Annotated in this window: 8 protein-coding genes; all 8 read left to right on the top strand. The window is 32.8% G+C overall.

What is annotated here, in order from left to right; translation table 11 throughout:
- The first annotated feature begins 24 nt into the window (after positions 1 to 24).
- The 8 genes from gcvT to AC3QL1_RS12640 all read left to right on the top strand — a co-directional run bounded on the left by gcvT (position 25) and on the right by AC3QL1_RS12640 (position 14,950).
- Positions 25 to 1,107 carry a glycine cleavage system aminomethyltransferase GcvT gene (gcvT, locus tag AC3QL1_RS12675; protein WP_492491829.1) on the top strand — a complete coding sequence of 361 codons (1,083 nt, stop codon included), beginning with the start codon at positions 25 to 27 and terminating at the stop codon, positions 1,105 to 1,107.
- Between the two features lie 218 nt (positions 1,108 to 1,325).
- Positions 1,326 to 3,356 (top strand): S41 family peptidase, encoded by a 2,031-nt coding sequence (locus AC3QL1_RS12670; RefSeq protein WP_492491827.1) that lies wholly within the window; start codon positions 1,326 to 1,328, stop codon positions 3,354 to 3,356.
- A gap of 271 nt (positions 3,357 to 3,627) precedes the next feature.
- Positions 3,628 to 4,341, top strand: a complete 714-nt coding sequence (locus tag AC3QL1_RS12665) for a YebC/PmpR family DNA-binding transcriptional regulator (protein ID WP_007811539.1) — start codon at positions 3,628 to 3,630, stop codon at positions 4,339 to 4,341.
- Between the two features lie 248 nt (positions 4,342 to 4,589).
- Positions 4,590 to 9,278 carry a hypothetical protein gene (locus tag AC3QL1_RS12660; protein WP_492491824.1) on the top strand — a complete coding sequence of 1,563 codons (4,689 nt, stop codon included), beginning with the start codon at positions 4,590 to 4,592 and terminating at the stop codon, positions 9,276 to 9,278.
- Position 9,279: 1 nt separating this feature from the next.
- Positions 9,280 to 11,358, top strand: coding sequence for a hypothetical protein (locus AC3QL1_RS12655; protein ID WP_492491822.1), 2,079 nt, complete (start codon positions 9,280 to 9,282; stop codon positions 11,356 to 11,358).
- Positions 11,359 to 11,361: 3 nt separating this feature from the next.
- Positions 11,362 to 12,561 (top strand): hypothetical protein, encoded by a 1,200-nt coding sequence (locus AC3QL1_RS12650; RefSeq protein WP_492491820.1) that lies wholly within the window; start codon positions 11,362 to 11,364, stop codon positions 12,559 to 12,561.
- A gap of 74 nt (positions 12,562 to 12,635) precedes the next feature.
- Positions 12,636 to 13,799, top strand: coding sequence for a hypothetical protein (locus AC3QL1_RS12645; protein ID WP_492491819.1), 1,164 nt, complete (start codon positions 12,636 to 12,638; stop codon positions 13,797 to 13,799).
- A 59-nt stretch (positions 13,800 to 13,858) separates the two neighbouring features.
- Complete coding sequence (locus AC3QL1_RS12640; RefSeq protein ID WP_492491817.1) at positions 13,859 to 14,950, top strand: hypothetical protein; 1,092 nt, start codon at positions 13,859 to 13,861, stop codon at positions 14,948 to 14,950.
- The last annotated feature ends 14 nt before the right edge of the window (positions 14,951 to 14,964 follow it).

Raw genomic sequence — 14,964 nt, 5'->3', positions numbered from 1 at the left:
ACACAATTTTTATAAAACAACACAATGAAAAATACTGCGCTTACGCACATACATGAAGGTTTGGGAGCTAAAATGCTGCCTTTTGCTGGTTATAATATGCCTATTACTTATGAAGGCGTGAATGCTGAACACGAGACAGTTCGTAACAGTGTGGGCGTTTTTGACGTTTCGCATATGGGTGAATTTTTGCTTACGGGTCCAAATGCTTTGGCTTTGATCCAGAAAGTGACTTCGAATGATGCTTCGACTTTGACGATTGGAAGAGCGCAATATTCTTGTCTGCCAAATAATGATGGCGGAATTGTAGATGATTTGATTGTTTATAAAATGAAAGACGAGCAGTATTTACTGGTTGTAAATGCTTCGAATATTGAGAAAGACTGGAACTGGATTTCGTCGCACAATGATTTGGGTGTTGAAATGAAGAATCTTTCTGATGATTATTCTTTATTGGCAATTCAGGGTCCGAAAGCGGTTGAAGCGATGCAGTCTTTGTCTTCTATCGATTTATCAGCGATTCCGTATTACCATTTTGAAGTGGCTGATTTTGCCGGAATTGAACATGTAATTATTTCTGCTACAGGATATACAGGTTCTGGCGGATTTGAAATTTATTGCAAAAACAGCGAAGTGGAACAGGTTTGGAATAAAGTTTTTGAAGCTGGTGCAGCTTTCGGAATCAAACCTATTGGTCTTGCAGCTCGTGATACTTTGCGTCTTGAAATGGGTTTCTGTTTGTACGGAAATGATATTAACGATACGACTTCTCCGCTTGAAGCAGGATTGGGATGGATTACAAAATTCAACAAGGATTTTACCAATTCTGAAAGTTTGAAAAAACAAAAAGAAGAAGGTGTTTCTAAAAAATTAGTTGCTTTTGAAATGCAGGAACGCGCTGTACCAAGACATGATTATGAAATTGTTGACGGTTCAGGAGCTGTAATTGGTATTGTAACTTCCGGAACTATGTCGCCTTCTATGAATAAAGGTATTGGTTTGGGATATGTTACGGTTGATAATAGCGCCGTTGACAGTGATATTTTTATCAGAATCAGAAAAAATGATGTTCCGGCTAAAGTGGTAAAATTACCTTTTTACAAGAAATAATATTTTTACATATATTTTAAAAGCACTACTTATATGTAGTGCTTTTTTTTTGCCACAAATTCATGAATTATTTACTTTAAAAATTCGTGAATTCGTGACGATTTCTTTTTATAACACATTTTTTTTAAATGATTTTTCTGTAAGATATTTTCGAAAAAATATAAACCGGTCTCAAAAAATAAACGTAATTTTAATATAAACAAAGATGTCCGCTATTTATGAAAAGAATGTTATTGGTATTGGTTTTAACTTCAAACTTACTATTTAGTCAAAATAGCGATCCGACATGCGAAATACTGAACAAAATAAATGCGCTTATTCAGAGTGAACATGTGCGTCCAAAACCTGTTGATGACAGTTTATCCGTTTTTGTTTTTGATAATCTTATTGATGAATTAGATCCTTCAAGAAATGTATTTTTTAAGAGCGAATATGAAGAAATGGCTCAAAAATACCGTTTAAACCTTGATGATTTAATTCTAAGTAACGATTGCAGTTTTCTGGCAGATATTACCAGTAAATACAAAAACGGACTTTTGAGAACAAAGGATGTTTTAGAAAAAATAGATGCCGGAACGATTGATTACACCAAGAAAGATACGATTCGGTTTTACAAAAAATCATTTGCTTTTTATCTTAAAAAAGAAGATGTTGAAAAAGTATGGACTAAAAAACTTCGTTATCAAATTCTGGATGATATAGCCGAGACAAGCAATAACCTGGATTCTATTAAGTCGAATTTTAAATCGATAGAATTGGCATCAAAAAAATTAATTTTATCCAATGAAATCTGCCGTATCAATACGCTTCTTGAAACGAATACAAAACAGGAAGAAAAACTATATAATTTCTTTTGCACTTATTTTGATCCGCATACGGCTTATTTTAGTGATGATTCCAAATCAAGTTTTGTGGCCTCATTATCAAAAGAGCATTTGTCTTTGGGAATGACGGTAAACTTAAACGAGAAGAACGAAATTATTATCGATGAAATTGATCCAAATGGTCCGGCTTATAAAACGGGACAGATTAAAAAAGGCGATCAGATTCTCTCGGTTTCGAATCATAAGGAAACATTGCAGGTTTCTTGCGCTTCGTTAGAATCGATTTCGACTATGATTTTATCTGAATCGAACAAAAGTATTACGCTGACGATAAAACGTAATGCCGGAAAAAGCTTTGATGTTTTTATTGAAAAACAAGTCATGAAAGACGAAGAAAATTCGGTTTTTAGTTTCATTATTGGCAAGGAAAGCAAAATAGGATATATTAAAATTCCGAGTTTTTATGCTGATTTAGATGGAAATAGCCGAAAAGGCTGTGCCGATGATGTTGCGCGTGAAGTACTAAAACTAGAGAGAGATAATATAAAAGGCTTGGTTATCGATTTGATTGATAACGGCGGCGGTTCTATGGAAGAAGCCATAAAATTGGCCGGAATGTTTGTAGATTACGGTCCGATTTCGATTGTTGTAGACAACAAACAAAACGAATCTGTTATTAATGATCCGTACAAAGGTGCTATTTACAAAGGACCAATGGTCATTTTAATTAATAGTAATACGGCTTCTGCAAGTGAATTCTTTTCTTCAATATTACAGGATTATAATCGCGCATTGTTGTTAGGAAGCACGACTTTGGGAAAAGCAACCATGCAGACTATTCTTTCGCTTGACGAACAAAAAAATACAGATTTCCTCAAAATTACCATTAATAAATTTTACAGAGTTACCGGAAAAAGCCATCAATATGTTGGCGTTAAACCAGATGTGGTTCTTCCTGAATTTTATGAAGGTATTTATCAAAAGGAAAGTGACTTTCCTACTGCTATAAAAAATGATAGTATTGAACCGTTTTTAAAATATAGAACCTACGTAAAAAGAGCTCTTATTGATAAAATCGCGAAAAACAGTATGCTTCGACTGGCTAATAATTCCTTTTTTAATAACATCAAAAAAATCAATTTGAAGATTGATGAAATGGTGAATGTTCCAAAAGCGGAAATTCCGATGACATTGGACGCTGTTTTTAAACAGAAAAGAAACGTGAACAATATCTGGACAGAAATTAATACTTTCAACGACGAGAATAATCCGCTGGATGTTTATAATTCGAGTGTAAATCAGTTTTTATTAGGGGCTTATCCTACTGAAAAAACGATAAACCAATATCAGATCGATAATCTTAAAACGAATCCGTACCTGAATGAAGCCGTAAATATTATTGGTGATTTTAATACGGCGAAATGAAATTTTAGATTTTAGATTTTAGATTTTAGATTTTAGATTTTAGATTTTAGATTTTAGATTTTAGATTTATCACTTTTCAAAGTCTTAGACTTTGAAAAGTGATAGTTTGCAATCTTAAAACTTCAAACAAAAAACTTTGCGAACTTTGCGTAAATCTTAGCGAACTTTGCGGTTAAATATCCACACAAAACATAATTTAAAAAAGAATTGAATTGATTTTGGAAAAATAAGGAATAACCGTATTTTTGCATCTCAAAATAAAAAACTAGTAATGGGAAGAGCGTTCGAATTTAGAAAAGGAAGAAAAATGAAACGTTGGTCAGCAATGGCTAAAACATTTACCCGAATTGGTAAAGATATCGTTATGGCCGTTAAAGAAGGTGGTCCTAACCCTGATGCCAATTCTAGATTAAGAGCTGTAATACAAAATGCAAAAGCCGCTAACATGCCTAAGGATAATGTGGAGCGCGCGATTAAAAATGCAAGTAATAAAGATACTGCTAACTACAAAGAAATTCTTTTTGAAGGATATGCTCCTCACGGAATTGCAATTTTAATTGAAACTGCATCTGACAATAATAACAGAACTGTAGCAAACATTCGTAGTTATTTTAATAAATGTAACGGAACAATGGGCACTCAGGGTTCTGTTGAATTTATGTTTGACCATACTTGTAATTTCAGAATTGCAAAAGGAAATCTTGATCCAGAAGAATTAGAATTGGAATTAATTGATTTTGGCGCCGAGGAAGTTTTCGAAGACGAAGACGGAATCTTGATCTACGCTCCTTTTGGAAGTTTTGGTGCTTTGCAAAAAGAATTAGAAAACAGAGGTCTTGAAATTTTATCTTCAGGTTTTGAACGTATTCCGCAAATCACAAAAGAACTTACCGAAGCTCAAATCGCTGACGTTGAAAAACTAATCGAAAAAATTGAAGAAGATGATGACGTGATGAACGTTTATCATACTATGAAAGAGGAATAATCTTTTTTTCTTTATTTAATATAAACTCCAGAGAAATCTGGAGTTTTTTTTTGTCCAAATGTGGATTCCCGTAATGAATACAAAAATGGTTAATGTAAGTTTGGTTAATTTCTATCTGTCTTAAAATTATATAAAATTTGACAGAAATAATGTAACTGGATTTATAAACAATTCTTTTCCTGTTAAAAATTATATAATATATTTGACCTATTAAATCGCAAAATACAACACCAAAACCTACAAAGACATTGAAAAAAACTACTCTTAGATTACGCTCTTTCGTATACATTTTAGTTTTATTTACGGCCAGTTTTAACTGTTTTTCAAATACTTACACAGATACAATAAGTAATGCAAAAAAACTTCAGTTAGTTAAAAACAGCACTTCAAAACCTAATTTTCTTCCTGAGAATAATTCTTTCAATTTTATTCAAAATTCTGAAAGCGAATTTACAAATGAATACTTAAGAAAGAATTTTCCTATTGCAGAACAAACTTCTGATGATTTACAGAAGGCAATGGCCACTTGTCTTAAAATAGATGAAAATGGTAATCTAACGGATAACCTGGAACCAAAAAACTTGTCGCAATTACCATTGGGTATAAAAAAGACAATTGGTGGTATTCAATATCTATTAGGGATTAGCAATGCAAAATTTACACCTGAGTATACCGAACTAACTGCTTTTGTCAGAATCATTATTCCACAACATGGTGCTGACGGAAAACCAAAAGAATTATTTTTTGGTGCAAATAATATCAAGCTGTCTCATAAAGGAGGTCTGGTTGGAGATACTAATCTTGTTTTACTTGGTGATGTTCCGATAAAAATAAACGGCGAGAATTTATTGTTGATTCTGAAGGGCGGCATGGACATGAAAACCGGAGTCGTTGAGAATAAAACTTATGTAACTATAGATTGTAACGGTTTTAAAGAGCTTGGAATAACGGCTGATGTGCAATTTTCCAGAAACATGCTGGAACCGGTTGACAATAATTATGTTGCCATTGCCTCTCCTGCCCTTGTTACCGGAAACTTCAAAACTATCGTTTCTAACTGGAATGATATATTAATTGAAATATCATTGCCTAAATTTCAGTTAACATCTAAAAAAGGTTTTTGTTTTGAATTAAACAAAGCAGTAATCGATTTTAGTGATTTACGAAATTCTGCAACCGTAAAATGGCCGCCAAATTATGCTACAAAATATTTAGTACCCGGAAATGAAAATCTGTGGCGCGGACTTTATGTACAATCTCTTAAAATAGTTTTACCCGAAGAGTTTAAGAAAAAAGAAAGCAAGGAAAGAATTCGCTTTGAGGCAACAGATTTATTGATTGATCGTATGGGTGTTTCCGGAACTTTTTCCGGCAGTAATCTGATTGGTATTGATGAAGGTGATGCTTCCGGATGGCAAATATCTCTTGATACCGTAAGTATAACATTGGTTGCAAATTCTTTGACGGCGGCCAGTTTTGGCGGAGATATTCTTTTACCTCTTTCTGAAAAATCAGGAAATTGTAATGCCGGTGCACGATCAGAACTTGCTTATAAGGCATTAATTGATCCTGTAAACGATGAGTATCTTTTAAATGCTCAGGTAACAAATGGTATTTGTTTTCAGGCTTTTAAAGCAAATGCCATTATCGAAAAAAACTCTTATATAGAGTTAAAAGTAAAAGATGGTAAATTTTTACCAAAAGCAGTATTGTATGGTACTTTATCTTTAAGAGCCAGCGACAAGCCTGTCACTGCTGCTGAAGCGCAATCTGGAACAGATGCTGAAACCAAAGAAACAGTTGATTTTAAAGGGATTATATTTCAGAACTTAACCTTACAAACAGTATCCCCCTATTTAAGCGCAGATTATTTTGGATATAAAAATATTCAGGGTAAGGATGCAAGTGTTAGTAATTTCCCTGTAACAATTAATGAAATTGCCTTAATTACCACTCCTGAAAGTGCCAGTTTAAAGGTTGATATTGCCATTAATATGATGGAAAATCAATTTACCGGCCAAACTAAATTTTATGTTGTTGGAAAATTTGGCAAGGATCAGGGCATTCAAAAATGGAAATACGACCATCTTAAATTTGAACAGGTTTCTATTGGAGCCGATTTAGGTGGGATGAAATTAAAAGGGAGCATTACCATTATGGATAATGACCCTGTTTATGGCAAAGGTTTTAAAGGATCTTTAAGCTGCGATTTTACAGGTGGAATTAAGGTTGAAGCCAATGCCATTTTTGGATCTAAAACTTTTAGATACTGGTATGTAGATGCTATGGTGGATAATTTAAATATTCCGGCGGGTGCTATTACATTTAAAGGTTTTGGCGGAGGTGCTTATTATCACATGAAAAAAGATGGTTTTAGTAACCGTTTTGCGGCTTCCGGATCTAATTATGTTCCTGATGTTAATTCTGGTCTTGGTGTAAAAGCTATGATCAAATTTGCCGGTACCGCAACTGCTGATGCTTTTTGGGGCGGTGCTGGTTTTGAAATTGCTTTTAATAGTAATGGCGGTATTAACAGAATTAGTATTTATGGAGAAGGCCATGTTATGCAGACTTTTGAAATACCAGGTGCAGAAGCTTTAACCGGTGCTTTAAAAGCAGTAGCTGAAAATGAATCTCTGCTATCTAAAGTAGCATTAGAAGCATTAAAGACAACCAATTTATCGAAAGCAGCGGAACAATTATATCCTAATGATGTAAAAAACTCAATGGGTATAAATGCTTTTGCCGCAATTGAATATGATTTTACAGCAAAAACACTACATGGTTCATTCGATTTATATATTGATACTCCCGGTGGTTTTATAAAAGGCCGTGCATCAGGAAACCGGGCTGGTTGGGCTGTTTTGCATTTTGGTCCTGATAAATGGTATATCCGTATGGGTACGCCAACTGACAGATTAGGTATAAAACTCGCAGTTGGTTCTGTAGAAGTTGAAGCCGGTGGTTATTTTATGCTTGGAGATGATATTCCTGCAAGTCCTCCACCGCCAGATATTGTAGCTCAAATACTAGGTGTAGATGTTGCGACACTGGATTATATGAGAGATGAAAATAGTATTGCTGCTGGTAAAGGTTTTGCTTTCGGTGCGGATTTTAGCATCAAGACAGGAAATTTAAGCTTCCTGATGTTTTATGCTAGTTTCCAGGCTGGATTTGGATTTGATATTATGGTAAAAGATTATGGTGAGGCAGCCTGTAAAGGTTCTGGCCAAATTGGTATTGATGGCTGGTACGCAAACGGACAATCCTATGCTTATATGCAGGGAGAGATTGGTATTAATATAAAATTATTCTTTGTTAGAAAGAAAATATCAATATTTAAAGGTGAAGGTGCTGTTTTATTACAAGCAAAATTACCAAACCCATTATGGATTCGAGGCTACATGGCCGGAAAATTTGACATCTTAAATGGTCTCGTAAGAGGAAGTTTTAGGTTTAAATTGGAATTTGGTAAACAATGTGAATTTATAAACGATACTCCTTTGCAAGGCTTAAAAGCAATTGCTGATATTACGCCCTCGGAAGGAGATAAAGAAGTAGATGTATTTGCACTTCCACAAGTTGGTTTTAACATGCCGGTTGAAAAGGTTTTTACTCTTGAAGATGATGCCGGAGTAAAAAGTTATATGCTTAAACTTGAAGAATATACAATTAAAAAAGACGGGGTTCCGATTGTTGGTGCTTTAAACTGGAATGATACTAAAGATTTAGTGACTTTTACTTCTTCTGATGTATTGCCTCCAAATTCAAGCCTGACTTTAAATGTAAAATTAAGTTTCCAGGAAAGAGTAAACGGAGCCTGGAAAACAATATATGATCAAGGACAAATTGCTATGGAAAGTGAAACCAGAAATTTTACAACCGGTGCTGCACCAAATAATATTCCTGTAAATAATATTGCGTATTGTTATCCTGTTTTTGACCAAAAATATGTGTACCAAAATGAATCTAAACAAGCTTATGTTGTTTTAAAACAAGGACAGCCTTATTTATTTGATCTCAAAGGCGGTCAGTCACAAAAAGCATTTTATAAAACAGCAGATAAAACAGCTGCAACATCTTTACGTTATGATGCTTCACTTAAAAAAGTTATTGTTGATCTGCCGGTTTTACAAACCTCTAAAACATACAATCTTACTTTGAAAACCCTGGCAACTAAAACAGATGCAAATGGAAATTTATCTGAAAATTATCAAAAACAAGAATCAGAAGATGCAAACATTGACGTTAAAAATAACGAGTTAGCCGAAACTATAACTGCCGGAAGCGATATTGAACTTCTGCAATATAATTTCAATACAAGTCAATACAATACTTTTCAGGAAAAAATGACTGCTAAAAAAGCACGTAATACTTATATCGAAATCATTTACTCAGATGTACACGCATTACATGCAGAAAATGCATCGACTGAACCTTTTGATGAAATCGAAATAATTGGTAATGCCAAAACTTTAAATATTCCGTTAGTAAATGTTGAAGCAACATTAGATGATAATTATTATAAAAATTATATCTATCCATTGGTATATAAAGGATATCCGATGTCATCTGATTTAACTTTTAACAGAGATACAACGATATTAGGCGCTCCTCCAACAAAAGGTATTGAAATTTTAACCTGGTACCAATCAGATCTGACAAATAATCCAAATAGTTCTTACCTGAGAGAAAGACTGCCTTACCGTTATAATCAGCCCTATTATTATAAAAGCGATTTTGTGAACCTACAATATAAAGTGGTCAATAAATATCTAAATAGTTTAAACCCATATATGATGGAAAGCTACAATTATATCATTAATGGAATTTTCCCTATGATTCAGGATGGGAAATATAATATGAAACTAAACTATATACTACCTGGTGGACAAGCGGGTACAAGTTCAATTTTTACATTCAATAAAACAAATTAGCATGAAGCTTAAATTTTTAATTATTCTTGTTCTTACAATAATCAATATTAGTTACTCACAACAAAAAAGTACCAAAGATACTGTCTCAAGTGAGGAAAAAATTGGGATAGCAGTTATAGCAAGGGTACAAAAGGACAAAATTTTATTGCGTTGGGCAGTAAATAATCCAATTGCATGGAAAAAACTGAACACTTATGGTTATTTGTTAGAAAGATATACTGTAACCAGGGATAATAAAACATTATCTAATCCGGAAAGAGTTGTGTTATGTCAATCCTGTAAACCGGAACCTGTTGAAAAGTGGGAAAAATTAATTGAACAAAATGATAACGCTGCCATTGTTGCACAGGCAATTTATGGAGAATCTTTTACAGTTGGAGGAGCTGATAATATACAATCTATTATAAACATTTCGGAAGAAAATGAGCAAAGATTCACATTTGGCTTGTTTTCAGCAGATAAAGATTTTGAGGTAGCAAAAAAGGCAGGTTTAGGTTTTGAAGATAAAACAGCTAAACCAAATGAAAAATATGCTTATAGAATTTCTTCGAATGTACCGGAAAAAGAAATGTCTATTGCTTATGGAGGTGTATTTGTGGGATTAAAAGATTATGAACCTTTGCCTAAGCCTATGGATCTAACGGCACATTTTACGGATAGCAGTACAATGTTAAGCTGGAATTTTAAAATATTATCTAACGTTTATGGAAGTTATTATGTTGAAAGATCTACAGATAAGAAGAATTTCAAAAGAATTACCGACAAACCGTACACGAGTCTAAGTCAGCAAAATGCAAACAACAAACAAATTTTTTATGTTGATTCTATAGCTAATAATATACAATACAGTTATCGAGTTCAGGGTATTTCTTCCTTTGGTGAATTAGGGCCATATTCTGATGTAATTTCAGGAAAAGGAAAACCAATATTAAAATACGTTCCTCATCTTACTGTTAAGGAATTTAAAGATGATACTACTGTTAATTTAGTTTTTGAATTTCCTGAAGAAGGAAACAATGAAATTACTGGTTTTGAACTTAACCGTTCAGATAATGACGATGATAAGTATACAACTGTAGTGAAAAATATTTCACCAACATCCCGTAATATTGTTTACAGCAAATTATCTTCTACAAATTATTTTACACTGACTGCTATTGGAAAAAACGGAAGTAACAGAATGTCTTTTCCAATGCTTGTACAACCTGTGGATTCAATTCCGCCAGCAAAACCAATTGGATTAAAAGGTGTTATTGATAGCCTTGGAGTTGTAAAATTGACATGGGATCATAACAAAGAAAAAGATTTACTGGGCTATAGAATTTACAAAGCAAATAATCCGGATGAAGAATATAGTCAGATAACCATAAGTCCGAGCGAACCAAATACTTTTCAGGATAAAGTTGTGGTTAAAACTTTGAATAGTAAGGTTTATTATAAAATTATAGCTGTTGATTATCGATACAATATGTCTGTTTTTTCAGATCCTTTAATCATAAAAAAACCTGATTTAATACCTCCTGCTTCACCGGCTTTTACCAAATATGAAATTACAGATGAATCTGTTTTTCTTGAATGGGCAAATAGTTCCAGCGAAGATGTAGCTGTTCATCAATTATATCGAAAAGAAAATGATCAAAAAGACTGGGTTTTAGTATTTGAAACCAAAAATAAGGAAGAAAAATTTCAGGATAAAAATGTAAAAGACGGAACTGTTTATAAATATGCCATTTTTGCAAAAGACGATAGCAATCTTATTTCTAATCCTTCGCCAGAACTAAGTTTATTTGTACCAAAATATTCTGTTATGCCATCTGTAAAAGGTTTTTTTGCACAGGCAAATAAAACTACCAATACAATTGATTTGTCTTGGGAATATTCTAATACAGAAGTTGAAAGTTATGAAATTTATAAAGCTTCTGATAAAGATCAATTGCAATTAATACAAATTGTAGTTGGAAAAATAAAACGTTTATCTGATCCTACAGTTACAATAAACACCACTTATAAATACGGAATCAGAGCTGTATTTAAAGACGGAAGAACATCTAAAATGGATTTTTATACTGTGAAATTTTAATATATGGTTGATTTTTACTTTTTTTTAAAATCGAAACTAAAAAATAAATATTTATTATTTACAATTCTGCTTGTTTGGGGTTCAAATCTTTATTCACAAGAAACATTCTTATTAAGATATAGTGGCGAAAGTATATGTTACACAGACTGTATTATAGTTACTTCGCATTATTATCTTTCGGGTAATAATATAATAGAGCCTATTGCTATTTACGATAATTATGTTCTTTTTGATAAATTTCCCACTTACATAGAGTTTATTACAGTAAAAGAGCCAGGGTTTAATTGTGACTGGCGTTCCCCTCTAACTTGTAACGATGCATTTAGCTTAACAAAATCGGATTGTTATTGGGTAATAAGCAACAAAGTTCTGGTTGAACCTACAGCTATTAATAATTCTTTTTGTGATAAAGTTTCACTAATGGCTACTGGTTGTACAGGTACTCAAAAATTTTACTGGGAATATAGTACAGATGGTATTAATTTTACTAAAACCAATATTAATACGTCTTTTAATCAAAATTATGACTTTATTAAAGCTGATTTTCCTGCTTTAAATAATTATTATGGGAATATTTATTTTCGCGCATTAATTGATTGGAATCCTAGTACAACTGATGACAATATCTATTCTAATGTTGTTAATTACAATATTAATTCCTGCTCTCCATTATTAAACGGAAATCCAATTGCAGCTGATGTAAGATGCAATAATGAATCTAATGGCAGTGTTACATTAAACTTTAAAACAGATATAACAACGAATCAAAAATTACTGCTCAATTTATTTAAAGACAATAATTTTATGACGCATAAATTTGTCAGTCCTGCAGAAATAGTAAATAAATCATTTACCTGGACTGGAATTGCAGCGGGATCGTATGTAATTAAATATCAAGCCCAAACTAGTACTGATAATAACACATTAGTTGGTTCTTTACCAGTTATAAGCCCTCCTTTTACCATACAAAATGTAACTCCACTGACTTTTACCGTAACACCTATTCAGCCTGCATGCGTTGATGATAAAGGTAAGATACAAATTTCAGCTTCAGGAGGAACATCTCCATATTTTTATCTTTTGGATAATGAGCCTTTAATAAATAAGCATTCTTTTACAGGTCTATATATAATTCCTAATGAATTATCAGAAGGTGATCATTCAGTGATAGTAGTAGATAGTCGTGATTGTATTGAAAAATAATTAATATGAGTAAAAAACTATTTATACTATTTTGTATTTCCTTTTGTAATAAAATACATTCTCAAACTTATATTATGAAAAATAATTATGGTGGTTGTGATTCATATGTTAATGGCAATCATATTTACGAAGATGATTATGAATATAAAATCCTGGATGAAAATGGATATTGGTTATGTCCAATTACCACGGCTGGAGAATATTTAATTTTTAATAAAATGCCAAGTGTATATACTTTTTCCAGCAGTAAATCTGAAACATATGGATGTGCTGGTCCTTGTGGTGAATATCATTCTGTTGGCTTACTAGTTAGCTCCATAAATACCTGCCAAAAATATGTTGGTGTAGGATATGGCTACATTAGACCAGACACTCCAGCTTTTGAAATAATAAGTAATCAGGTTCTAACTGTTCCACAGGCTGAAACCAATTCTTTTTGTGATAAAATAACACTAACCGCCGTTGGTTGTACAGGTACTCAAAAGTTTTATTGGGAATATAGTACAGATGCAATTAATTTTAGTTCAACTAATTCAAATACTGCCTTTAACCAAAATTATGAATTTGTCAAAAGTAATTTTTCTTTATTAAACAACTATTTTGGGCCAGTTTATTTTCGTGTCTTAATCGATTCCGACTCTACTATTACAGGGGAAAATATCTATTCTAATGTTGTTAATTACAATATTAATTCCTGCTCTCCATTATTAAACGGAAATCCAATTGCAGCTGATGTAAGATGCAATAATGAATCTAATGGAAGTGTTACATTAAACTTTAAAACAGATATAACAACGAATCAAAAATTACTGCTCAATTTATTTAAAGACAATAATTTTATGACGCATAAATTTGTCAGTCCTGCAGAAATAGTAAATAAATCATTTACCTGGACTGGAATTGCAGCGGGATCGTATGTAATTAAATATCAAGCCCAAACTAGTACTGATAATAACACATTAGTTGGTTCTTTACCCGTTATAAGTCCTCCTTTTACCATACAAAATGTAACTCCACTGACTTTTAACGTAACACCTATTCAGCCTGCATGCGTTGATGATAAAGGTAAGATACAAATTTCAGCTTCAGGAGGAACGTCTCCATATTTTTATCTTTTGGATAATGAGCCTTTAATAAATAAGCATCCTTTTGCAGGTCTATATATCATTCCTAATGAATTATCAGGAGGCGATCATACCGTAATCGTAGTAGATAGTCGTGATTGTATTGAAAAATAGATAAAATCAAAATCGATATGAAAAAAATTGCATTAATAATCGTATTATTTTCCAGTTTTGTGAGTTTTTCACAAGAACAGGTTATGTTGGATATTGATCTTCTTTTAGCTAATAATGGAAATGGAAATTTGAGAGTTTCCAATAGTTCAAATAATTCTTTGTATGAAAGTTTTGGTGCTGGTGTAGATAATTATGGACTTCTTATTAATTTATCCCTATCTAGTTTTCCTTTAACTTTAACTTGGAGACCCGGGCTTAATGGCGGATGTTCAACTCAAACCTGGACGTATACTCTTAGTGACTATTTAGCAGGAAAAACACTTACAGGCGGTTGTGCACCAGAATATTTTTATATAAAATCTCCTTACATAAATCAATTAACAGCTGCAACATCAACTATTGGAGTATGTGAAAATATTAACTTATCAGGGGCTCGTCATTATTACAGTACTACTGGCAATGCGCCCTGGATTGCGTGTCCTTATCCTTTTAGTGCAGCAACTCTATTAGGATCAAGTTACAGAGGAGCTTTACATATCAAATCTGATATTGAATCTTTTCATGCAAATCCAAAAGTAACAATGCAGTCAAAGGTAATTACCTTTAATATTATTGGCTGTTCGCCGGCACTTGATGGCCCACTTATTACTGCTAAAACCAAATGCAAATATGAGAGTTCAGGCAGTGTAATTTTAAAATTTAAAACAGAACTTAAAGATGGTGATAAATTTCTTTTTAACATCTTTAAAAATGGATCTTTCGATAAAAGTGTCTTTGCAACAAAAGATCAAATCATCAATTATACCTATACATGGTTAGGTTTAGCTGAAGGATCTTATTATATTAAATATCAATCTCAGACTACTACCGATGGTACAACACTTGTTGGAGATACTGCAATCACAACCGATACTTTTCTTATTGAGGCTCCCACTGCGTTAACTTTTACGATAACCGAATTACAGCCTAAATGCCATGATCAACCAGGCGCCATACAACTTACCGCTTCCGGAGGAACACCTCCTTATTATTATATGATTGATAGTGAAACAATATTACAAAAGCATCCGCTAACGGCTGATGCAATTCAATTATCAGAAGGTGATCACAAGATAACAGTTGTAGACAATAATTCTTGTATAGAAAAATAAAAACCGAATATTCA

The organism is Flavobacterium sp. GW823-FHT04A11, assembly GCF_058796535.1.
This window is presented reverse-complemented; position numbering and strand designations above follow the sequence as displayed.

Excerpts from the sequence above, each read along its gene's own strand:
- gcvT (WP_492491829.1), top strand. The coding sequence starts at position 25 with ATGAAAAATACTGCGCTTACGCACATACATGAAGGTTTGGGAGCTAAA.
- AC3QL1_RS12670 (WP_492491827.1), top strand. The coding sequence starts at position 1,326 with ATGAAAAGAATGTTATTGGTATTGGTTTTAACTTCAAACTTACTATTT.
- AC3QL1_RS12665 (WP_007811539.1), top strand. The coding sequence starts at position 3,628 with ATGGGAAGAGCGTTCGAATTTAGAAAAGGAAGAAAAATGAAACGTTGG.
- AC3QL1_RS12655 (WP_492491822.1), top strand. The coding sequence starts at position 9,280 with ATGAAGCTTAAATTTTTAATTATTCTTGTTCTTACAATAATCAATATT.
- AC3QL1_RS12650 (WP_492491820.1), top strand. The coding sequence starts at position 11,362 with ATGGTTGATTTTTACTTTTTTTTAAAATCGAAACTAAAAAATAAATAT.
- AC3QL1_RS12645 (WP_492491819.1), top strand. The coding sequence starts at position 12,636 with ATGAAAAATAATTATGGTGGTTGTGATTCATATGTTAATGGCAATCAT.